At 67.3% G+C, this 21,343-nt stretch carries 18 protein-coding genes; 8 read left to right on the top strand and 10 right to left on the bottom strand.

The window, feature by feature from the left end; all coding sequences use genetic code 11:
* Positions 1-81 precede the first annotated feature (81 nt).
* The 4 genes from ASG62_RS13910 to tpiA all read right to left on the bottom strand — a co-directional run bounded on the left by ASG62_RS13910 (position 82) and on the right by tpiA (position 4,103).
* Positions 82-966 carry a VOC family protein gene (locus ASG62_RS13910; RefSeq protein ID WP_244487496.1) on the bottom strand — a complete coding sequence of 295 codons (885 nt, stop codon included), beginning with the start codon at positions 964-966 and terminating at the stop codon, positions 82-84.
* Positions 963-2,591: a CTP synthase gene (locus tag ASG62_RS13905; protein WP_056691368.1), complete on the bottom strand. Its 1,629-nt coding sequence runs from the start codon at positions 2,589-2,591 to the stop codon at positions 963-965. The genes ASG62_RS13910 and ASG62_RS13905 overlap by 4 nt, the downstream gene beginning before the upstream one ends.
* Positions 2,592-2,717: 126 nt before the next feature.
* Positions 2,718-3,257 (bottom strand): preprotein translocase subunit SecG, encoded by a 540-nt coding sequence (gene secG / locus ASG62_RS13900; RefSeq protein WP_056691365.1) that lies wholly within the window; start codon positions 3,255-3,257, stop codon positions 2,718-2,720.
* 93 nt (positions 3,258-3,350) lie between these two features.
* A complete protein-coding gene (gene tpiA / locus ASG62_RS13895; RefSeq protein ID WP_056691362.1) occupies positions 3,351-4,103 on the bottom strand; it encodes a triose-phosphate isomerase in 753 nt (250 codons plus the stop codon).
* A 238-nt stretch (positions 4,104-4,341) separates the two neighbouring features.
* Between tpiA and ASG62_RS13890 the strand changes: the two genes are divergently transcribed.
* The 6 genes from ASG62_RS13890 to lexA all read left to right on the top strand — a co-directional run bounded on the left by ASG62_RS13890 (position 4,342) and on the right by lexA (position 10,617).
* Positions 4,342-6,231, top strand: coding sequence for a peptidylprolyl isomerase (locus tag ASG62_RS13890; protein ID WP_056691360.1), 1,890 nt, complete (start codon positions 4,342-4,344; stop codon positions 6,229-6,231).
* On the top strand, positions 6,228-7,253 hold the full coding sequence (gene trpD / locus ASG62_RS13885; RefSeq protein WP_056691358.1) for an anthranilate phosphoribosyltransferase: 1,026 nt from the start codon (positions 6,228-6,230) through the stop codon (positions 7,251-7,253). The genes ASG62_RS13890 and trpD overlap by 4 nt, the downstream gene beginning before the upstream one ends.
* Entirely contained in the window at positions 7,250-8,065 is an 816-nt protein-coding gene (trpC, locus tag ASG62_RS13880; protein WP_056691354.1) for an indole-3-glycerol phosphate synthase TrpC, read from the top strand. Before trpD ends, trpC begins: the two co-directional genes overlap by 4 nt.
* Positions 8,062-8,562, top strand: coding sequence for a cyclic pyranopterin monophosphate synthase MoaC (gene moaC / locus ASG62_RS13875; RefSeq protein ID WP_056691351.1), 501 nt, complete (start codon positions 8,062-8,064; stop codon positions 8,560-8,562). Before trpC ends, moaC begins: the two co-directional genes overlap by 4 nt.
* Positions 8,559-9,770 carry a gephyrin-like molybdotransferase Glp gene (glp, locus tag ASG62_RS13870; protein WP_056691348.1) on the top strand — a complete coding sequence of 404 codons (1,212 nt, stop codon included), beginning with the start codon at positions 8,559-8,561 and terminating at the stop codon, positions 9,768-9,770. The genes moaC and glp overlap by 4 nt, the downstream gene beginning before the upstream one ends.
* A 112-nt stretch (positions 9,771-9,882) precedes the next feature.
* On the top strand, positions 9,883-10,617 hold the full coding sequence (gene lexA, locus ASG62_RS13865; protein WP_056691346.1) for a transcriptional repressor LexA: 735 nt from the start codon (positions 9,883-9,885) through the stop codon (positions 10,615-10,617).
* Positions 10,618-10,997: 380 nt separating this feature from the next.
* On the opposite strand, the gene ASG62_RS13860 is transcribed toward lexA, so the two are convergent.
* Positions 10,998-13,817, bottom strand: coding sequence for a ComEC/Rec2 family competence protein (locus ASG62_RS13860; RefSeq protein WP_156382137.1), 2,820 nt, complete (start codon positions 13,815-13,817; stop codon positions 10,998-11,000).
* 131 nt (positions 13,818-13,948) lie between these two features.
* Between ASG62_RS13860 and gltX the strand changes: the two genes are divergently transcribed.
* Together gltX and gltA are read left to right on the top strand one after the other, a co-directional pair.
* Positions 13,949-15,430, top strand: a complete 1,482-nt coding sequence (gene gltX, locus ASG62_RS13855; RefSeq protein WP_413814207.1) for a glutamate--tRNA ligase — start codon at positions 13,949-13,951, stop codon at positions 15,428-15,430.
* Positions 15,431-15,577: 147 nt separating this feature from the next.
* Positions 15,578-16,870: a citrate synthase gene (gene gltA / locus ASG62_RS13850; protein ID WP_056691341.1), complete on the top strand. Its 1,293-nt coding sequence runs from the start codon at positions 15,578-15,580 to the stop codon at positions 16,868-16,870.
* 81 nt (positions 16,871-16,951) lie between these two features.
* On the opposite strand, the gene lpxB is transcribed toward gltA, so the two are convergent.
* The 5 genes from lpxB to lpxD are packed head-to-tail and all read right to left on the bottom strand — an operon-like array spanning position 16,952 to position 21,323.
* Complete coding sequence (gene lpxB / locus ASG62_RS13845; RefSeq protein ID WP_056691337.1) at positions 16,952-18,112, bottom strand: lipid-A-disaccharide synthase; 1,161 nt, start codon at positions 18,110-18,112, stop codon at positions 16,952-16,954.
* Positions 18,109-18,996: an LpxI family protein gene (locus ASG62_RS13840; protein ID WP_244487495.1), complete on the bottom strand. Its 888-nt coding sequence runs from the start codon at positions 18,994-18,996 to the stop codon at positions 18,109-18,111. Before ASG62_RS13840 ends, lpxB begins: the two co-directional genes overlap by 4 nt.
* Positions 18,993-19,790, bottom strand: coding sequence for an acyl-ACP--UDP-N-acetylglucosamine O-acyltransferase (gene lpxA, locus ASG62_RS13835; protein ID WP_056691334.1), 798 nt, complete (start codon positions 19,788-19,790; stop codon positions 18,993-18,995). The genes ASG62_RS13840 and lpxA overlap by 4 nt, the downstream gene beginning before the upstream one ends.
* A complete protein-coding gene (fabZ, locus tag ASG62_RS13830; RefSeq protein ID WP_056691331.1) occupies positions 19,787-20,272 on the bottom strand; it encodes a 3-hydroxyacyl-ACP dehydratase FabZ in 486 nt (161 codons plus the stop codon). The genes lpxA and fabZ overlap by 4 nt, the downstream gene beginning before the upstream one ends.
* Positions 20,247-21,323 (bottom strand): UDP-3-O-(3-hydroxymyristoyl)glucosamine N-acyltransferase, encoded by a 1,077-nt coding sequence (gene lpxD / locus ASG62_RS13825; protein ID WP_056691329.1) that lies wholly within the window; start codon positions 21,321-21,323, stop codon positions 20,247-20,249. Before lpxD ends, fabZ begins: the two co-directional genes overlap by 26 nt.
* Positions 21,324-21,343: the final 20 nt, after the last annotated feature.

Genomic DNA, 21,343 nt, shown 5'->3' with positions numbered 1-21,343 from the left:
TCGATGGCTCGCGAAAGCCTCTATAGGAAGGCGATGACGGTTTGAACCGCGATTTGGACGGGAAGCTCCTCCCGCACGCGTTCAAACCCGTTCGAAAGCGAGAAAAGCACCGCTTGCTGAGCCAAGGCGCACGACGAGCCGCTCGCCGAGCCGCGTCGCGGGAGCTCCCGCCCTCCGGCAATGGTCCTCGACGGCGGAGAGGTCACGGGTGCCGAGCACGAGCCCTTCGATGCGAAGGCCTCGTTCGCCATCGCGCGCGGCGCCGTAGCGAAGCCCGAGCGCGTCCGGCGAAGCGACCTCGATCGTGACGTTTCCCGTCTCGATGGAGAAGCCGAACCCATCGGCGAGGATCGACCGCTCGCCGACGACCTCCTGCAGAAGGTACTGGAAGTCCGTCGGATTGGGCTCGGACATGACCACGCGACGAATTCCCGTCGTCCCGTTCGGATGGCCCGTCAGGGCCGATCGATCCGGCTTGAAGCGATGAATCGGCTCGCAGGCGAAGAGCGAGAGGTCCGGCGCGCGCCGGTCGCGCGCGAAGGCGAGCCGAAATCCGAGCTCGGCCTCGCTGCCATCGGGCGAGCGCGCCAGACGGCGAAACTCCAAAATCTCCCCGTCGGCGATGCCGGCCCGCTCGAAGCGCCCGCGATCAGCAAGGGCGTCGTCGGAAGCGAAGGCGAGCCCTTCAAATCCCGGCACGCCCCGCCGAAAGCGATAGGCCTGATCATGCGCGACGAACACGTTGCCCGCGATCGCCTGCACCTCGCAGACCTCCCGCTCCGCGATGCCGAGCGGCTCGATATAGGTGCCGTCCGAAAAGAAGATGCAGGCATTCTCGGTGCCGAACGGATGCACGGCATCGGGCGCGACGGTGAAGCCGAGGCTCGCGAGCGAGGCGCGCGCCGTTTCGAGATGCGGAACCGGCATGACGACATGGTCGAGCCGGCGCCTTTCCACTCCGATCACACCAGTCTCGCCTGTTCCAACGCCGCCGCGACGAAGGAGGAGAAGAGCGGATGCGGCTCGAAGGGCCGGGACTTCAGCTCCGGGTGATACTGCACGCCGATGAACCAGGGATGGTTCGGCAGCTCGACCGTTTCGGGCAGCAGGCCGTCCGGCGACATGCCCGCGAAGATCAGGCCCTTCTCCTCCAGCCGCTCGCGATAGGCCCGGTTGACCTCGTAGCGATGGCGGTGGCGCTCGCTGATCTCGGTGCCGCCGTAGATCTCCGCGATGCGCGAGCCGGCCTTCAGATGCGCCTGATAGGCGCCGAGCCGCATCGTGCCGCCGAGATCGCCCGCGGCGCCCCGCTGCTCCAGCTCGTTGCCCTTCATCCACTCCGTCATCAGGCCGACCACGGGCTCCGACGTCGGGCCGAACTCGGTCGAGCCGGCATCCGCGATTCCGGCGAGCGACCGGGCCGCCTCGATGACCGCCATCTGCATGCCGAAGCAGATGCCGAAATAGGGCACGTTCCGCTCCCGCGCGAAGCGGGCCGCGAAGATCTTGCCTTCCGAGCCGCGTTCGCCGAACCCGCCGGGAACCAGAATGCCGTTGACGCGGTCGAGATAGGGCGCGGGGTCCTCCTGCTCGAAGACCTCCGATTCGATCCAGTCGAGCTTCACACGCACATGGTTCGCCATGCCGCCATGCTGCAGCGCCTCGATCAGCGACTTATAGGCGTCCTTCAGGCCGGTATACTTGCCGACGATGGCGATCGTGACCTCGCCCTCGGGATGGCGGATGCCGTTCGAGATCGCCTTCCAGCGCTCCAGCTTCGGCTTCGGCGCGGGATCGATCCCGAAGGCCGCGAGGACCTCCGTGTCGAGACCTTCCTGGTGATAGGCGATGGGCACGTCGTAGATCGTCGCGACGTCCAGCGCCTGGATCACGGCCGTCTCGCGCACATTGCAGAAGAGGCTCATCTTGCGACGCTCCTCCTTCGGGATCTGACGGTCGGCGCGCACGAGCAGGATGTCGGGCTGGATGCCGATCGAGCGCAGTTCCTTGACGGAATGCTGCGTCGGCTTGGTCTTCAGCTCGCCGGCGGTGGCGATGTAGGGCATTAGCGTGAGGTGGATGTAAATCGCGCCGTTGCGCGGCAGGTCGTTGCCGAGCTGGCGGATGGCCTCCATGAAGGGCATGGCCTCGATGTCGCCGACCGTGCCGCCGATCTCGCACAGAACGAAATCGACCTCCTCGTTGCCCTCCAGCACGAACTCCTTGATCGCGTCGGTGACGTGCGGGATCACCTGCACGGTCGCGCCGAGATAGTCGCCGCGCCGCTCCTTGGCGATGATGTCCTTGTAGATGCGCCCGGTCGTGATGTTGTCCTGCTTGTTGGCGGGACGTCCGGTGAAGCGCTCGTAATGGCCGAGATCGAGATCGGTCTCAGCGCCGTCGTCGGTCACGAAGACCTCGCCGTGCTGCGTCGGGCTCATCGTGCCCGGATCGACGTTGAGGTAGGGATCGAGCTTGCGCAGCCGCACGCGGTAGCCGCGAGCCTGGAGCAAGGCTCCAAGCGCCGCGGATGCGATGCCCTTGCCTAGAGATGAGACCACGCCGCCGGTGATGAATATGTATCGCGCCATGGGCCCTCTCGATACGCTTCGAGGTTCGATTCTGCCAGTCCCATCTTTCCCGTAAAGCGAAACGGGACCGCAAAACGAAACGGGGCGCGTTCGCGCCCCGTCGTCGCAGGATGGGACGTTCGGTGGTTACTGTGCCGGAGTGGCCGGCGTCGTCGTTTTCGTCGAAGGCGCCGGCGTACCGGTCGCCGGAGCGCTGTCGGCCGGAGCCGCCGGCGTTGCAGGCGCGGCATCCGTCGCCGGTGCGGGCGTCGTCGCCGGTTCGGCCGGAGCCGTCGCGGCCGGTGCCGTAGCCGCAGGAGCGGTCGTCGCCGGAGCCGTGGTCGTCTCGGGCGCGGGAGCGCCGCCGATCTGGTCGAGCAGGTTGCCGGCCGGTGCCGAACCCGTCGCCGCGCCGGGCGCGCCCTGGTTCCGCTCGATCTGCTGCAGAATGTCTGTCGGCTGGCCGCCGTAGCGGGCGAGAAGTCCGAGTGCCAGCGACGTCACGAAGAAGGCCGCGGCCAGAATCGCGGTCGTTCGCGTCAGCGCGTTCGCAGCGCCGCGCGCGCTCATCAGGCCGCCGCCGCCACCGCCGATGCCGAGCGCGCCGCCCTCCGACCGCTGGAGCAGGACCACGACGATCAGCGCGACGACGATCAAAAGGTGGATGACGATGAGGATATGAGCCATAGACTTCTTCGCACGCGCCCGAATGGGTAAGACGCGCGCCTTCTATAGGAGGGTTCCGCTAAATCCAAATGCTTTCGCGGAAAGGAGGGTCGATCAGGACGGGCTGGCAGCCCGGCATATCGCAATGAAATCGTCCGCCTTCAAGCTCGCGCCGCCGACGAGCGCGCCGTCGACATTCGCGACGCCGAGGAGTTCGGCCGCGTTGGACGGCTTCACCGACCCGCCGTAGAGAAGCGCAACCCCCTGCCCCACCGCCTCGCCGAAGCGCTCGACGATCGTCTTGCGAAGGAAGGCATGGACCTCGGCGACATCGCCCGCGGTCGGCGTCCGCCCCGTGCCGATGGCCCAGACGGGCTCGTAGGCGACGACCGTCGTCGCTTCGCTCACGCCGTCCGGAAGCGAGCCGGCAAGCTGGGTGCCGAGCACGTCCAACGTCTCGCCGGCGTCGCGCTGCCCTTGCGTCTCGCCGATGCAGACGACGGCGACGAGGCCGGCTTTCCAGGCCGCTTCCGTCTTGGCGCGCACCAGGGCGTCGGTCTCCCCATGGTCCGCGCGACGCTCGGAATGGCCGAGAATCACATGGGACGCACCGATATCCTTCAGCATCTCCGCCGAGACGTCGCCGGTATGGGCGCCGCTCGTGCCCGTGTGGCAGTCCTGCCCGCCGATCGCGACGACGCCGTTCGCGATCTCCGCGGCGCCCGAGAGAAGCGTTGCGGGGGGGCAGATCAGAAGGCGTGCCCCGAGGCCCGCCTCGGCCGCTTCCACCATGGCTTCGAGCTCGGCCAGCGCGGCGAGCGAGCCGTTCATCTTCCAGTTCCCGGCGATCAGGGGCTGTCGTGCCATGCTTCTTTTCCTTTTGATCGCGGCGCCCGGAGTTCGGCCCTGAGGTAGCGCAGGCACGTTGCAGATGGCAACGGCCTGAAATCAATCGGCCGGCCGGCTTGCCTACCCTGCCGACAGTTTCCTAGAAAGGCGCAACGTCCGACGCCGCTGTCTTCAGCGGTGTTCGGCCCCCGCGATGCCGAGGTGTCGCCAGGATGCGCGGCGCGACCGCAGCGCCGGCTCACGAGGAGTGATCACCATGATGAAACAACTGCGCAAGAGCGCTTCGGGTCTCGGCGTCAAGCTGCTGCTCGGCTTCGTCGTCGTCGCCTTCGTCGTGACCGGCTTCTCCAGCTTCTTCACCGGCACCACGTCCGGCACGGTGCTGTCGGCAGGCGACACGGAAATCTCGCAGTCCGACTATCGCCTCGCCTTTCGCCTTTCGGAGAATGCGCTGATACAGCGCCTGCAGCGCCGGCCGACGCAGGAGGACATGCAGCGCGCCGACCTCGATGCGCAGGTCCTGCTCAAGTTGACCTCCGACGCGGTGCTCGACGAACAGGGCCGCAAGCTGGGCCTCGGCCTGTCCGAAGAGCGGCTGGCCCGTCTGATCGCGGACGATCCGTCCTTTCAGGACGCGGGCGGCGGCTTCTCGCGCGCCGCCTTCGCCAACATCATGCGCGACATCGGAATGCGCGAGGCCGAGTTCATCCGCAATCGCGAGAAGGCGGCCGTGCGCAGCCAGATCACCGAGGCGATCACGGACGGCGTCACCTCCCCGGCCGTCGTGAAGACGGCCTTCGGCCTCTACAATGGCGAGAGGCGGACGGTGGAATATCTCACCTTCGCGCCGGCCCTCGTCGAGCCGATCGCCGACCCGGCGGCGGACGTGCTGGCCAAGTATTTCGAGGAGCACACGTCGCGCTATCGCGCGCCCGAGTATCGCTCGGTCGCCTATGCGGTCCTGACGCCCGAATCGATCTCCGATCCCGCTGCCGTCACGGAGGAGCAGATCGCCGCCGACTACGAAAAGAGCGGCGCGCGCTACGTGACGCCCGAGAAGCGCCGCGTGCAGCAGATCGTCTATGCCGACAGCGCTGCCGCAGACGCCGCCAAGACGGCGCTCGACGGTGGCGAGCTCTTCGAGCAGGCGGTCGTGAAGAGCGGCCGCAGCGTCGAGGATACGCAGCTCGGCCTTCTTGCCAAGTCCGAGATCCCCGATCCCGCCATTGCCGACGCCGCCTTCGCGCTGGCGCCGAACACGGTGTCCGCCGTCGTCGAAGGCGCCTTCGGGCCTGCCATCCTGCGCGTCACGGAGGTTCAGCCGGAAAGCCGCAGGCCGCTGGAGGACGTGCGCGACGAGATCCGCACCGCCCTCGCGCTCGAGACGGCCGCCGGGGCGACCCGCCAGGTCTACGACGCCTTCGAGGATGCGCGCGCCGGCGGCCAGACCTTCGAGGAAGCCGCGAAGGCGGCTGGGCTCGAGGTCAAGACGATCCCCGCCATCAGCCTGTCGGGCCTCGATGCGTCGGACAAACCGGTCGCGGACCTGCCCGCTTCGCAGGAGTTCCTGCGCTCGGTCTTCACGACCGAGGCCGAGACCGAGAACCTGCCGCTCAATCTTCCGGCGGGCGGAAGCCTCTTCTACGAGGTGGCGAAGATCGACCAGGCCCGCGAGCGGACGCTGGACGAGGCACGCGAGCGCGTCCTCGCCGACTGGAAGGCCGACGAGACGGAAAGACTCCTGAGCGAGCGGATCGCGCCCTTGCAGAAGCGCCTGGAAGGCGGCGAGACGATCGACCAGATCGCCGCTTCGGAAAAGCTGGAAAAGAGCACTGCCGCCTCGATCAGCCGCCAGACGGCACCCGGCGAAATTGGCCGCGAGGGCGCCATCGCGGCCTTCGGCGGAAAGTCCGGACATATCGCCGTCGCCCCGGCGGCGGACGGGCGCTCGAAGCTCCTCCTGAAGGTGACGGAGGTGGCGACCGCCGCCGATCCTCTCGCCAATGTCGCCAAGGAGCAGTCGGATCAGCTCGACGCACTTCTTCGCAACGACTTCTTCGAAACCTACATTTCCGAGCTCGAGGCCACCTATCCAGTGCGGCGCAACCCGCAGGCGCTGGAGCAGGTGCGCACGCAGATCCGATGAGCCAGACCCTGAAACCCTTCCTCGCCAAGGTCGCCGCCGGCGAGGCGCTGTCCCGCGCCGAAGCGGAAGCCGCCTTCGGCGTCATGATGTCCGGCGAGGCGACACCGTCGCAGATCGGCGGCTTCCTCATGGCGCTGCGCGTGCGCGGCGAGACCGTGGACGAGATCGCGGGCGCGGTCTCGGTGATGCGGGCGAACATGCTGCCGGTGCGGGCGCCGGAGGGCGCCGTCGACATCGTCGGCACCGGCGGCGATCACGCCGGCACCCTCAACGTCTCGACCTGCTCGGCCTTCGTGCTGGCGGGCTGCGGCGTGAAGGTCGCCAAGCACGGCAATCGGGCGCTCTCCTCCAAGTCCGGCTCGGCCGACGTTCTGATGGCGCTCGGCGTCAAGGTCGATCTCTCGCCGGCCGAGATTTCGCGCACGATCGACGAGGCCGGCCTCGGCTTCATGTTCGCGCCGTCGCATCACGCGGCCATGCGCTTCGTCGGCCCGAGCCGCGTCGAACTCGGCACGCGCACCATCTTCAATCTCCTCGGCCCGCTCGCCAATCCGGCCGGAGTCGGGCGCCTCCTCGTCGGCGTCTTCTCGAACGAATGGGTGCGCCCGATCGCCGAGACGCTGAAGGCGCTGGGCACGGCAGAGGCCTGGGTCGTCCATGGCGACGGACTGGACGAAATGAGCGTTTCCGGCACGACACGGGTGGCCGCGCTCTCGGGCGGCGCCATTTCCGAGTTCGAGGTGACGCCCGAAGAGGCCGGCCTAAGCCGTTGGCCGATCGAGGCGATCAAGGGCGGCAATGCCGATGAGAACGCGGTCGCGCTGCGCGGCGTGCTCGACGGGGCCGAGGGCGGCTATCGCGACATCGTGCTTCTCAACACGGCAGGCGCCCTCGTCATGGCCGGGCATGCGGCCCATCTGAAAGAGGGCGTCGAGCGGGCGCGCGACTCCATCGCGTCGGGACGCGCTCGCACGGCGCTCGAAACGCTCGTCGCCGTCAGCCATTCGGGAGACCCGTCATGACCGATATCCTGAAGTCGATCGAGGCCTACAAGCGCGAGGAAATCCGGGAGGCGAAGAACCGCTGCTCGCTGGCCGATCTCGAAGGCATCGCATCCGGCGTGGAAAAGCCGCGCGGCTTCGCGGCCGCCATCCGCCGCAAGCACGAGGCGGGCGCCTATGCGTTGATCGCGGAGATCAAGAAGGCGAGCCCGTCCAAGGGCCTCATCCGGGCCGATTTCGATCCGGCCTCGCTGGCGTCTGCCTACGAGAGCGGCGGCGCGGCCTGTCTCAGCATCCTCACCGACAAACCCTCGTTCCAGGGCGATCCGACCTTCCTCGCCGCCGGCCGGAACGCGACGAACCTGCCTGCCCTGCGCAAGGATTTCCTCTTCGAGACCTATCAGGTGGCCGAGGCGCGGGCCTGGGGCGCGGATGCGATCCTCATCATCATGGCCGCGATCGACGACGCGACCGCTGTCGATCTGGAAGCGGCCGCCATCGCCTATGGGCTCGACGTGCTCATCGAGGTCCACGACGAGGCGGAAACCGAGCGGGCGCTCCGCCTGGCCTCGCCTCTGCTCGGCATCAACAATCGGAACCTTCGCACCTTCGAGACCGATCTCGCCACGTCCGAGCGCCTCGCCCCGCTGGTTCCTGCCGATCGCATTCTCGTCGGCGAGAGCGGCATCTTCACGCCGGCCGACTGCGCGCGCTTATCCCGGACGGGCATTGAGACCTTCCTGGTCGGGGAGAGCCTCATGCGGCAGGCGGATGTCGAAGCCGCGACCCGCGCCCTCCTCGATCGCTCCGCCCTGTCCGTGGCCGCGGCATGAGCGAGACAGGCGGACCGCGCCTCACCCATCTCGATGCCACCGGCGCGGCGGCGATGGTCGATGTCGGCGGCAAGGACGAGACCAAGCGCTTCGCCCGTGCGGAAGGCCTCGTGCTGATGGCGCCGGAAACGCTGGAGCTGATCCGCTCGGGCAGCGCCAAGAAGGGCGACGTCATCGCCGTCGCCCGGATCGCCGGCATCATGGCCGCCAAGCGCACCTCGGACCTCATTCCGCTCTGCCACCCGCTCGCGCTCGACAAGGTCGCCGTCGAGATCGAGGCCGAACCCGCCCTTCCCGGCCTGCGCGTTTCCGCGACGGCGCAACTGACCGGCCGCACGGGCGTGGAGATGGAGGCGCTGACGGCCGTCACGGTCGCATGCCTCACCATCTACGACATGGCGAAGGCGGTCGATCGCGGCATGGAGATCACCGCCGTCCGCCTCGTCGAGAAGACCGGCGGAAAGTCCGGCGACTGGACATCGGGCGGGCCGGCGTGAGCCTCCTTTCCGTCGAGGACGCCTTCGAGCGGCTGACGCACGGCGTGGAGCCCGTCGGCCGCACGCAGAGCGTCGAACTGCGCTCCGCCCATGGGCGCGTCCTGGCCGCCGATCTCCTGGCGACGCGCACCCAGCCCGATTTCGACGCCTCCGCCATGGATGGCTACGCGCTGCGCGCCGAAGACGTCCGGGCGCCCTTCCAGCCGCTTCGCCTCATCGGCGAATCGGCCGCGGGCCGCGCGTTCGAAGGCCGTATCGGAGCGGGGGAAGCCGTCCGCATCTTCACCGGCGCTCCCGTCCCACCCGGAGCCGATGCGATTCTCATCCAGGAGAATGCGGAGCGGCCGGCGCCGGGCCTCGTCCTCCCCACCGAACCCGTCCTTGCGGGTCGCCATATCCGAAGGGCCGGAGCGGATTTCTCGCGCGGCGATACTCTCGTCCTCAAGGGCAAGCGTCTGACCTCCGGCGCCATCGCGCTCGCCGCGAGCGGAGGGCATCCGCGCCTCGATGTCATCGCGCGGCCTCGCGTCGCGATCCTTGCGACCGGAGACGAACTCGTCCTCCCCGGCAGCCCGGTCGGACCGTCGCAGATCGTCGCGTCCAATACGTTCGGCGTCGCGGCCATGGTCGAGGATGCCGGCGCAGAGGTGCTCGACTACGGAATCGCGCGCGACGACGAGGCGGAGATCGCCGGCCGGATCGACAGAGCCATCGCCGATGGGGCCGACATTCTGGTCACGATCGGCGGCGCCTCCGTCGGCGACCACGATCTCGTCGGCAAGGTCTTCGCGGCCAAGAATGTCGAACTCGACTTCTGGAAGGTCGCGATGCGGCCGGGCAAGCCGCTGATGGCCGGGCGGCTCGGGCCGATGCGCCTGATCGGACTGCCTGGCAACCCGGCCTCCAGCATGGTCGCGGCGACGCTGTTCCTGAAGCCGCTCGTCGCCGCTCTCGCCGGACGGCCCGAGCGCACGATCTATCGCGACGGCATTCTCGGTGCCGACATGCCCGAAAACGATCTTCGCGCCGACTTCATCCGCTCGACGATCGACGAGGCCTCCGCCGTCCGCCCGATCGTCAATCCCGCCGGACGACAGGATTCCTCGCTTCTCTCGGTCTACGCGCGCGCCGACGTGCTCCTCCTCCGCCCTCCCCACGCGCCCGCCGCGAAGGCCGGCGATGCCTGTCGCTTCGTTCGGCTGGATTGAACCCACGTTAATGAAGGCTGTCGAACTGTCGTCGGGGATTGCCCGCATGCTTGCGGAACACAACTAGAACAGATAGGTTTGTTCAGGTTTTGTTTTAGCAGGATTCGCCGCAATGCTGACGCGCAAGCAGCACGATCTCCTCATGTTCATTCATGAGCGTCTTCGGGAAGCGGGAGTGCCCCCCTCCTTCGACGAGATGAAGGATGCGTTGGATCTGAAGTCGAAGTCCGGCATCCACCGCCTGATCACGGCGCTCGAGGAGCGCGGCTTCATCCGGCGGCTTCCCAACCGCGCGCGAGCGTTGGAAATCCTGAAGCTGCCGGACTCGATGGGCTCCGGCGCACGCGCGCAGACAGGCTTCAAGCCGGTCGTGATCGAAGGATCGAAGCCGGACCGCGAGCCGGTCGCCCAGCCCCAGGTGGAACCCATCCCGAAATCGGGTCGCTCGCCTCTTCGCGGCGAAGGGTCGATCACCATCCCCGTCATGGGCCGGATCGCCGCCGGCGTCCCGATTTCCGCGATCCAGACCAACACGCATTCGCTGACCCTGCCGCCGGACATGATCGGTGCCGGCGAGCATTACGCGCTGGAGGTCCGTGGCGATTCGATGATCGAGGCCGGCATTCTGGACGGCGACACGGTCGTCATCCGCAAGTCCGAGACGGCGACCCAGGGCGACATCATCGTCGCCCTCGTGGACGACGAGGAAGCGACCCTGAAGCGATTCCGCCGCAAGGGCACGACCATCGCCCTGGAGGCCGCCAATCCCGCCTACGAGACGCGCGTCTTCGAATCGGATCGCGTCAAGGTTCAGGGGCGTCTGGTCGGGCTGATCCGCAAGTACTGAACCCTGGGAGGGCGTCGAACGCGATGCGTCGAGGGCTGTCGGCCTTGAACAGGCGGCGACGCCGATGCGAGTGCGTTCGATCTCATCGACGTCAGTCAACTGACACTCGCTGCTGCGCGCGGTCTTTGGAACCTTGATGGATGGCCGATACCGGCGGCCCCGATGAGAGGGTCCGCTGGCTTCCGGCGTGGCACCTCGACTCGCTCGGCAAGCGCTGTGTGCGCGTCATGGCGGCGGCTGATGATCCCGCCTCCCCTGATTGATAAGACGCTGGGTGCCGGCCGCCGAAAGGCTCGAGCGGACGTTCAGTTCGCCCAGTCAAGGGTGTTCGAGCGCCGGAAGCGGGTTTTGAGCGCTGCATGGCTGGATGGTCTTTGTGCTCAACGGGTCTGGAGGGACGGACCGGGTTCCGGTGGTCGTGCAGGCTCCGCTTCGCGGTTCGGATTTTTCCAGTGTTCCGGCCAAGCGGCCTTTCGATGGAGGTTCCAGGGCTCGTCGGGGTCCTTGATCGAGACTTCGATGACGGGGCGACCGCTTTCGGCGTCGCGGGAGATCGCGAGCGACCCGGTCTCTCGAAGGGTGCGCAGCGTCACGAGCCGGGCGCCGGACCGGCATTCGCGTCGGGCGACCGCCCGTGCGACGATGGCGATATCGGCCGTGTCGCAGACGGTGCCGAGGAGCCGATAATCGTCGGTCCAGGCGACACGAAGTCCGCTACGAGTCGTTGCACGGCAAATCTGCCGCGGCGGGGGCGGCTTTCGGGTCGGAGCGCTCCCGGAACGGGAGGCCTTTCCGCTCCGACGGTGGATCACTTGCGCCGAACTTGATGCAGCGTCCGGCGACGTCTCCAATGAATCGGTCAAGCGGCTGTTAACATCCGCTCCGTTCGATGTCCGGTGTTCGGAACCGAGACGCGAGGTCAGGGATGTCGCAGTCTTCGGCTCAGTGTCCGGAGTCTGGTTCCCGTCTGTTGAGACGGGGGGCGACATCTCGCTGCTCACAGCGGGGGCCAGGGTGGCCGAAGCGTCGCGGACACCCGTGCCGGCCCGTTCAGATTTCAGCCGGGACATGCCGCGTTCCTCGTCGGGTATCGGACTGGGCTCGCACGTAAAGCCGGCCGTCATGGACGGCGAGTCGCCGGACGAGCCGTTCTCCTCTTGCTGGACGAGTTCCCCTTCGATCGATGCGCTTGACAAGCGTGGCTCCAGCTCGCTCGTCTGCGAAGGCTTCTCCAAATCCTTGGCCAGTTGCACGGCCTGCGATGGCTCTGCTCCCTGCGTCGATGCATTCGACGCTTCAAGCCGGTCCGGTCGCGGAGCCCGCTCACCGGGATCGGATACCGCCGATCGAACCTCCGTCACCGGCTTCCGATCCAGTGGCGTCTGGTTTGAAAAGGCGCGGAACCATTGATCGAAGACGAAATCGTTCGGGCGTCGTCGGAGCGGCTGAAGGTCGCCGGCGGCGTCGATGAGGGCGAGTTCGCGACCGTCTTCGTAGACGAGGAGGTCCGGCGGCGCGCCGCGTTCGGGAAGCAGGATTAGTCCCAGCGCCGCCAGGGGCGCGGCGCCCCACCGCAGACGGCTGGCCGAAAGGCAGGCGAGCAGGAGCGCGGCGGTGACGACGAGAAGACCGGTCGTCGTCAGGCGCCCGCTCGGCGCGTCCGGCAAATGGGACGCCAGCACCTCGGCCATTGCGAAGACGAGATCGAGGGCCCAGCCGATCAGGATGAGGAATGGCGCATCGAGCCCGAAGGGCATGGCGAGCGCCGCGATCAGCGCCAGAGGCATGATCCAGAAGGAGAAGATGGGAACGGCGATCAGATTGGCGATGACGCCATACGGCGCGATCCGCTGGAAATGATAGGCCGCGTAAGGCGCCGTCGCGAGCCCGGCGATGGTCGACGAGGCAGCGAGGCCGAGAAGGAAGACGAGAATCGCGATCGCGGCGTGTCGCTCGCGTCTGCCGCCGGAGCTTTGCGCCCGGTGCCGGGAAAACGCCCCGTAGACGCCGACGAGGGCCGCCGTCGCGGAGAAGGACATCTGAAAGCTGGCGGTGACGACCGCATGGGGCGTCGTCAGCATGACGACGATCGCGGCGATTGCGACATTGCGCAGGGTGAGCGCGGGACGGTCGACGAGGATCGCCGCGAGCATGATCGAGAGCATCACGTAGGACCGGTCGGTCGCAACGTCGCTGCCCGAAATGACGAGATAGGCCGTCGCCACCAGAAGCGCCGCGACGGCCGCGATCTTCTTGGTCGGCCATGTCAGCGCCACGCTGGGAATGGCGGCGAGAAGCCCGCGCACCAGAACCATGGCGAAGCCCGCCACGAGAGCCATGTGCAGCCCCGAAATGGAAAGGACATGCGACAGCCCCGTCGCGCGAAGCCAGTCGTTGATGTCGTCCGGGATGCCGCTCCTTTCGCCCGTGATGAGGGCTGACGCGACGGCGCCCGCCCCGCCGCCGATAACCGCGCGAATACGATCGCTCATCGCGAGACGCAGTCGCACGAGACGCTCGCCGAGCGTCGCCTCGATGGTCGAAGCCTCGACGGGTTCGGGCGGACCGAGGGCGAAGCCGTTGGCGCCGCGCCCCTGGAAATAGGGAGCGAAGGCGAAATCGTAGGCGCCGGGATAGGCTGGTCCGGAAGGCGCGCGCAGGCGCACGAGCCCCTCGAAACGCCCGCCGACGGGAATCGGCTCGTGGCGGCTGGAGACGAGGATCGAGGCGATCTCCGGCGGGTGCGAAAGCTGCGGCCGCTCCGTCTCCTCGATGCGAACGAGATAGCGCATGCGCTCGCGCTCGTCCCGATCCCGCCAGGCGACGCGGCCATCGATGCGAACGGTCGCCTCGCCGGAGAAGGTGGTCGTCTTCGTCAGAGCGAGTTCGCCGAGCGCCAGCACCATGCCCGCGAACGTGAAGGCGAGCACCAGAACGAAGGCGCCGAGCAACCCGCGCCCGCCGAGATGGCGCGCCCATGCCAGCATCGGCAAGGCGATGGCCAGCGCGGGAGGAAGGCCCATGCGAAAGCCGGCGCCGTCCGTGATGGCGATGCCGATCATCAGGCCGATGGGAATGAGGAAGAAGGCCGAGCGCGCCTTGGCCTCGGCTTCCAGGGCGTCGGCCCACCCTTCGGCGAGGTCCGCGAGCGTCGGCCTTCGCAAGGCCGAGACGCGACGGCGCAGCCGGCGAACGCGCATGCCGATCTGCGGGGCAGCGAGCCGCTCCCGTTGCCTTGCTTCGTCCTCGCCGGCGGCGTGCAACCCTCTCGCCCTCCGGCCGCTGCTTGTCTCTCTTCGGCCCTATGCTACACACCGCCGATCGAAAGCCGATGGAAATCGTCGGCCGCACCCGGCAAGACCGGCCCGTTCACCCAATCACGGACATCTCCATGACGGATCGCGTCGTCACCCGCTTCGCACCCTCCCCGACCGGCTATCTCCATATCGGCGGCGCGCGAACGGCCCTCTTCAACTGGCTCTACGCCCGCCACACGGGCGGGCGCATGCTGCTGCGCATCGAGGACACCGATCGGGAGCGCTCCAGCGAGGCCGCGGTTACGGCGATCATCGAGGGCCTCTCCTGGCTCGGGCTCGAGGCGGACGAGCCGCCGATCTCGCAGTTCGAGCGCGCCCCGCGGCACCGCGAGGTCGCCGAGGCGCTGGTGGCGGAGGGCAAAGCCTACAAGTGCTTCGCCACGCAGGCGGAGCTGGAGGAGATGCGCGAGAAGGCCAAGGCCGAGAAGCGCCCGCCGCGCTATGACGGCCGCTGGCGGGATCGCGATCCCGCGGAGGCGCCGGAAGGCGCACCCTACGTGATCCGCATCCGCGCGCCGCAGAACGGCGAGACCCTGGTTCGCGACGTGGTGCAGGGGGATGTGCGCTTCCCCAACCGCGACCTCGACGATTTCGTGCTGCTGCGCTCCGACGGCACGCCCACCTACATGCATGCCGTCGTCGTCGACGACCACGACATGGGCGTCACCCACATCGTTCGCGGCGACGACCATCTGACAAATGCGGGGCGCCAGACGCTCATCTATCAGGCCATGGGCTGGGACATTCCCGTCATGGCGCATATCCCGCTGATCCACGGCGCCGACGGCGCCAAGCTCTCCAAGCGCCACGGGGCGCTCGGCGTCGAGGCCTATCGCGAGATGGGCTATATGCCCAAAGCCCTCCTCAACTATCTCGCCCGCCTCGGCTGGAGCCACGGCGACGACGAGATCATGTCGATGGAGAACATGATCTCCTGGTTCGACACCGCCGACATCAACAAGGGCGCCTCCCGCTTCGACTTCGCCAAGCTGAACGCCCTCAGCGGCCATCACATCCGCGGCAGTTCCGACGAGGAACTTGTCGAAACCCTGATGGTCGAGCGCGACCATCTTTCCAACGGATCGATTCTCAAAGGTCGGCCGGATGCCGAAATCCGAGAGAAGCTGACCGCCGCCATGCCGGGCCTGAAGGAGCGGGCGAAGACGCTCGTCGAGCTCTGCGAGAGCTCGGCCTATCTCTTCGCCGAGCGGCCCCTCGCCGTGGAAGACGCGGCCAAGGCGCTGCTCGACGGCGAGGGTCGCCGGATCGTCGCGGAGCTGACGCCGCGCCTCGCAGCCGCATCCGAGTGGACGCCGGCAGCGCTCGAAGCGGTGGTCCGCGAGTTCGCCGAAGCGGAAGGACTGAAGCTCGGAAAGGCCGCCCAGCCGCTTCGCGCCGCTCTGACCGGCCGGACCACATCGCCGGGCGTCTTCGACGTTCTCGCCGTTCTCGGCCGGGAAGAGTCGCTGGCGAGATTGGAAGACCAGGCGGTCTAATCGTTTGTTTTTCTGAGTGAAGCAGAGGCTTGCGCCAGAGTTGCGTGGCCAACTTGCTGGCGTTGCGGCTTTGCGCTACGCAATGCTGCGCAGGTGGGTGCAGTGCAAAAGCCCGCGCTCAACCGGCTTTCGAAGAAGGGGAAACGCATGACGAAGCGCGCGGCAAGCATAGCGGTGGGCGAGAAGAACGCGAGCCTCGAAATGCGCAGCGGCACGATGGGACCGGACGTCGTCGACGTCACGGCCCTTTATAAGGATACCGGCGTTTTTACCTACGATCCCGGGTTCTCCTCGACCGCTTCCTGCGAATCGAAGATCACCTATATCGACGGCGACGAAGGCGTTCTTCTGCATCGTGGCTACCCGATCGACCAGCTCGCCGAGCAGGGCGATTTCCTGGAGACCTGCTATCTCCTTCTCTATGGCGAGCTGCCCTCGGCCCGCGAAAAGAGCGACTTCATCTATCGCGTGACGCGCCACACGATGGTGCACGAGCAGATGTCGCGCTTCTACTCCGGCTTCCGCCGCGACGCGCATCCGATGGCCGTCATGGTCGGCTCGGTCGGCGCGCTCTCCGCCTTCTATCACGATTCCACTGACATCGCCGATCCGCACCAGCGCATGGTCGCCTCGATCCGCATGGTCGCCAAGACGCCGACGCTCGCCGCCATGGCCTACAAGTACCATGTGGGCCAGCCCTTCGTTTATCCGCGCAACGATCTCTCCTACGCGGAAAACTTCCTGCACATGTGCTTCGCGGTTCCCTGCGAACCCTACAAGATCAACCCGGTTCTCGCCCGCGCCATGGATCGGATCTTCATCCTCCATGCCGATCACGAGCAGAACGCCTCGACCTCGACCGTCCGACTGGCCGGCTCGTCGGGCGCCAACCCCTTCGCCTGCGTCGCCGCCGGCATCGCCTGTCTCTGGGGCCCCGCGCATGGCGGCGCGAACGAGGCGGCGCTGAACATGCTGACGGAGATCGGCACGAAGGACCGCATTCCCGAATACATCGCCCGCGCCAAGGACAAGAACGACCCGTTCCGCCTGATGGGCTTCGGGCATCGCGTCTACAAGAACTACGATCCCCGCGCGAAGATCATGCAGCAGACCTGCCACGAGGTTCTGGACGAGCTCGGCATCAAGGACGATCCGCTTCTGGAAGTCGCGATGGAGCTCGAGCAGATCGCGCTTCACGACCCCTACTTCGTCGAAAAGAAGCTCTATCCGAACGTCGACTTCTATTCCGGCATCACGCTGAAGGCGCTGGGCTTCCCCACGACCATGTTCACCGTGCTCTTCGCGGTCGCCCGCACCGTCGGCTGGATCGCGCAGTGGAAGGAAATGATCGAGGACCCGCATCAGCGCATCGGTCGTCCGCGTCAGCTCTACACCGGCGCGACGCTTCGCGACTACAAGCCCGTCGCCGCGCGCGGCTGACGAACGACCGCAGCCAGATAACGAAACGGGCGCCTCGGCGCCCGTTTGCATTTGGAGACATTCGCCTGATCCGGGCGCCTGTCAGATTCTGGATTGGATGGCGCCGAGCACGATCTCCGCCGCCGCTTCGCCCGGCGGCCGGTCGATCGCCATGCGCCGGCGGATTTCGGCGAAGCCCTCCAACTGAGCGTGCCGCTCCGGCGTGTCCGTCAGGAGCCGCTCCAGCTTGCGCGACAGAAGCTCCGGGCGAACGAACTCGTGGAAGTGCTCGGGGACGAGCGCGTGATCCACGATGTAGTTCGGCAGTGCGGCGGTCCAGCCGGAGATGAGATGGCGCAGCCGATAGGCGAGTGGGTCCAGGCGATAGGCAAGCGCCATCGGAACACCGGCGAGGGCGAGTTCGAGGCTGACCGTGCCGGAGGCCGCCAGCGCCGCATCGGCCCGGCCGAAGGCTTCCCACTTCGCTTCGTCGCCGTGCACGATCTCGGGCTTCACCGCCCAGCCGCGCACCTCCGCCTCGATCGTCTCACGCAGGCGCGGCACGGCGGGCAGCACGGCCTCCAACCCCGGCAGGCGCTCGGCCAGAACGGCCAGCGTCCGCCCGAAATCGGCACCGAGCCGGGCAACCTCTCCACGGCGCGAACCCGGCAGGACGAGCAGCGTCGGCGGGGTTCCCGGCAAGCGGCGCACCGGCTCGCCCTCCAGCCGCTCGCGGATCGCCGTCAAATGGCGGTCGCCCATCAGCGGATGGCCGACATAGGTCGAGGGCGGGCCGCCGAGCGCCCGGTAGACATCCGGCTCGAACGGAAAGGCGGAAATGGCCCGGTCGATATAGGCCGTCATGTCCCCGGCCCGTTCCGGCCGGTAGGCCCAGACGGCGGGCGGCACGTAGTTGACGATCGGAATGTCCGGCCGAGCCTTGCGCACGCGGCGAGCGATCCGGTGGGAAAAAGCGAAGCTGTCGATCACGACGAGCACGTCGGGATTCTCGCGGAGAAGATGGCGCGTCGTCTGGTCGAGCCGCCACAGAAGCTGCGGCAGGCGCGCGACGATCGCCCCGGCCCCGATGATCGACAGCTCGTCGATGTTGAACAGCGACCGGAGTCCCTCGGCCTCCATCGCATCGCCCGCGAGCCCGATGACCTCAAGCTCTGAGCCCAGGCGGTTTCTGAGGCCGCGAATGAGATCGGCGCCGATGCGGTCGCCCGAATGCTCGCCGACGATGAATGCGACCTTCGTCATGCCCGGACCTCTCCGCTTGCGACGCCCGTCACGAAGATGCCGTTCCGATCGGCCTCGCGGACGACATCGTCGAAACCGATCACGAGGGCACGGCCCGCGCTGAGCGCGATACCTGCGATTCCGGCCGCAGCGGCCTCCTCGATCGTCGCGCGCCCGACGCTCGGCAGATCGAAGCGAAGATCCTGCGTCGGCTTCACGCCCTTTACCAGGACCATGTGCTCGGCACTGCCGATGCGGCCGCGACGGCGCAGATCGGCGACCCGGCCGAGCATTTCGCGCGTTCCCTCGATGCCCTCGAGCGCGATCACCCGATCCTTCGAGGCGACGACCGCCTGCCCGACATCGAGAGCACCGAGCGCATGGGCGGCCTCGAAACCACGCCGGATCGCGGCTTCATGGGCCGAGGAATAACCACGACGCGAGATGAGACCAAGCGGCATGATCAGTTCCGGCGCCACTTCCTGAACCGCTAAAAGCTCGAAACCGCGCTTCTCGAAAGCCTTGGCCGCCGCGCGCAGAAGCGAATCGTCCCCGCCCCGGATCACCTGGAAAATCTGCGGCAGAAGCGTCAGGGTCTTGAGACTCGGCCAGATCGCGCGAAAGTCCGGCCGCACCGATACGGTGCCACAAAGAACCATCCGCCGGACGCCGCTCGATTTGAGATGTCCGAAAGCGTCGCCGAGACGGCCCCAGGCCATGTCGGAGGCCGGATAGGGTGCCCAGTCCAGCCCGATGCCGTCGCCGACCGCCAGGATGCGAGGCGCGAACCCGCGCTGCCTCGCCATGTCCGCGACGATCCGGGGGAGATCGCCGCCGCCGGCGATGACCGCGAGCGGTTCACCGTCTCGCGCGGGCGCGACGCCCGGCTGGTCCAGCGCGGTCACGCCGGGCGGCTGTGCCGCGGGAAGCAGATGGCGCGGTCGCCGCCGGAGCGAATGAAGCCGAGGAGATCCTGAACGAGCGGGTCCTCCGGATACTCGCTCTGCACCTCGTCCATGTTCTCGCGAAAGGTGAGATCGTCGGAAAAGAGCATGCGGTAGGCTTTGCGCACATTGCGCACGGCATCTCGGTTGAAGCCCGCGCGCTTCATGCCGATGACGTTCAGGCCGGAAAGATAGGCGCGGTTGCCGAGCACCATCCCGAACGGGATCACGTCGCCTTCGACGGCCGCCATGCCGCCGATATAGGCGTGGTGGCCGATGCGGGTGAACTGGTGGATGCCCGACCCGCCGGCGATCGTCGCGAAATCGCCGACGACGCAATGGCCGGCCAGCATCACGTTGTTGATCAGCGTCACCCGGTCCCCGACCACGCAGTCGTGGGCGACATGGGCGCCGGTCAGAAAGGCGCAGTCGTTCCCGATCTTCGTCTCGGAGTGACCCTGCACCGTGCCGGGATTCATCGTGACGGATTCGCGGATCAGGCAGTTGTCGCCGATGATCAGGCGCGTGTCCTCGCCCTTGTACTTCAGGTGCTGCGGCGCATGACCAAGCGACGCGAAGGGGTAGATGTTGGCGTTCACGCCGATCGTCGTGTTGCCGGAAATGACGACGTGCGACCGCAGGCGAGCCCCTGTCCCCAGCGTCACCTGCGGCCCGATATGGCAGAACGGGCCGATCTCGACATCGTCGCCGAGCGTGGCGCCATCCTCGATGATGGCGGAGGGGTGAATGGTCATGCTTCGGCGTCCGGCGCAGCGGGATCGCGCGGGACGAGCATGGCACTCACCGTCGCCTCCGCGACCTTCGTGCCGTCGACGAGACCGACGCAGTCGAACTTCCAGATATTGCCGCGCTTCTTGGTCTGCTTGACGTGATATTCGAGCCGATCGCCCGGCACGACGGGGCGGCGGAACTTGGCATTGTCGATCGTCATGAAATAGACGAGCTGCGGCACGCCCTTCCCCATCGAGCGCGTGCAGATGGCTCCGGCCGTCTGCGCCATGCCCTCGATGATGAGAACACCCGGCATGACCGGCGCACCCGGAAAATGGCCGAGGAAATGCGGCTCGTTCGCCGTCACGTTCTTGATGCCGACGGCGCTGCGATCAGCGTCGATCTCGATGATCCGATCCACCATCAGGAAAGGATAGCGATGCGGCAAAAGCTCGAGAATCTTCAGGATATCAAGGCTCTCAAGCGTCGTCGTCGCGTCGTTCATCCTGTCCTCCAGTCGCTCGTCCGGACTTAGCCGCCATGCTGATCCAGGTGATCTCCCGGAACCAGTCCCTCACGGGCTTGGCGGGCGTGCCGCCCCATCGTGCCTTGGCCGGCATATCGCTCGCCACGATGCTCGCGCCGGCGATCTGAGCGCCGTCGCCGATGGTCACATGACCGTTCACGCCGCTCTTTCCGCCGATCGAGACGCCGTCGCCCAGCGTGGCGCTTCCGGCGATCCCAACCTGCGCCACGATCAAACAGTTCCGTCCGATCCGAACGTTGTGGCCGATCTGGACCTGATTATCGATCTTCGTGCCTTCGCCGATCACCGTATCGCGGATCGCGCCGCGATCGATGGTCGTGCCTGCGCCGATCTCGACATCGTCCTGGACGATGACGCGGCCGACCTGAACGACCTTCAAGATGCCCTTCGGACCCGCGGCATAGCCGAAACCGTCCTGCCCGAGGCAGACGCCGGAATGCAGGATCACGCGATTTCCGATCAAGGCGTGCTGGATCGTCGTGTGCGCGCCGATGCGGCTCTCGCGCCCGATCTGGCAGCCCGGCCCGACCACTGCGCCCGGCCCGACGATCGTTCCCCGGCCAATCGCGGCATTCGCCCCGACCACGGCACCCGCCTCGATCGTCACGTCGTCTTCCAGAGCCGCCGTCGGATGAACCGATGCGAGCGGCGAGACGCCCGTGAACCCGGAGAAGGAGACAGGCTGGAGAGCGGCCGGAAACAGCGCACGCCCGACTACGGCGAAGGCCGATGCCGGCTGCGACACGACGATGGCCGCGATCTCATCGGGCACCAGCGCGACGCTGCGCTTGGCGACGAGGACGCAGCCGGCTTTGGTCGCGGCGAGGTCCGCCGTGTATCGCAGGTTGTCGAAAAAGCTGACGTCTCGCGAACCGGCCTCGTCGAGCGGGGCCAGCCCGTCGATCTCCGCCGATCCGTCGGCGCCATCACGCAAAGCCCCGCCGACGAGGTCGGCGAGGCGCGATAGCGAGAGACCCGCTCCCTTGGGAAAAAAACGATCGTCCGACATGATGGCGGAAGGCGCCGAAG

Source organism: Aureimonas sp. Leaf427 (genome assembly GCF_001425485.1).
Taxonomy (GTDB): domain Bacteria; phylum Pseudomonadota; class Alphaproteobacteria; order Rhizobiales; family Rhizobiaceae; genus Plantimonas.
This window is presented reverse-complemented; position numbering and strand designations above follow the sequence as displayed.

What these genes read in the sequence shown, in the direction of transcription:
- ASG62_RS13905 (WP_056691368.1), bottom strand. Translation starts at nt 2,591, where the DNA reads ATGGCGCGATACATATTCATCACCGGCGGCGTGGTCTCATCTCTAGGC.
- secG (WP_056691365.1), bottom strand. Translation starts at nt 3,257, where the DNA reads ATGGCTCATATCCTCATCGTCATCCACCTTTTGATCGTCGTCGCGCTG.
- tpiA (WP_056691362.1), bottom strand. Translation starts at nt 4,103, where the DNA reads ATGGCACGACAGCCCCTGATCGCCGGGAACTGGAAGATGAACGGCTCG.
- ASG62_RS13890 (WP_056691360.1), top strand. Translation starts at nt 4,342, where the DNA reads ATGATGAAACAACTGCGCAAGAGCGCTTCGGGTCTCGGCGTCAAGCTG.
- trpD (WP_056691358.1), top strand. Translation starts at nt 6,228, where the DNA reads ATGAGCCAGACCCTGAAACCCTTCCTCGCCAAGGTCGCCGCCGGCGAG.
- trpC (WP_056691354.1), top strand. Translation starts at nt 7,250, where the DNA reads ATGACCGATATCCTGAAGTCGATCGAGGCCTACAAGCGCGAGGAAATC.
- moaC (WP_056691351.1), top strand. Translation starts at nt 8,062, where the DNA reads ATGAGCGAGACAGGCGGACCGCGCCTCACCCATCTCGATGCCACCGGC.
- lexA (WP_056691346.1), top strand. Translation starts at nt 9,883, where the DNA reads ATGCTGACGCGCAAGCAGCACGATCTCCTCATGTTCATTCATGAGCGT.
- ASG62_RS13860 (WP_156382137.1), bottom strand. Translation starts at nt 13,817, where the DNA reads ATGCGCGTTCGCCGGCTGCGCCGTCGCGTCTCGGCCTTGCGAAGGCCG.
- gltX (WP_413814207.1), top strand. Translation starts at nt 13,949, where the DNA reads ATGGAAATCGTCGGCCGCACCCGGCAAGACCGGCCCGTTCACCCAATC.
- gltA (WP_056691341.1), top strand. Translation starts at nt 15,578, where the DNA reads ATGACGAAGCGCGCGGCAAGCATAGCGGTGGGCGAGAAGAACGCGAGC.
- lpxB (WP_056691337.1), bottom strand. Translation starts at nt 18,112, where the DNA reads ATGACGAAGGTCGCATTCATCGTCGGCGAGCATTCGGGCGACCGCATC.
- lpxA (WP_056691334.1), bottom strand. Translation starts at nt 19,790, where the DNA reads ATGACCATTCACCCCTCCGCCATCATCGAGGATGGCGCCACGCTCGGC.
- fabZ (WP_056691331.1), bottom strand. Translation starts at nt 20,272, where the DNA reads ATGAACGACGCGACGACGACGCTTGAGAGCCTTGATATCCTGAAGATT.
- lpxD (WP_056691329.1), bottom strand. Translation starts at nt 21,323, where the DNA reads ATGTCGGACGATCGTTTTTTTCCCAAGGGAGCGGGTCTCTCGCTATCG.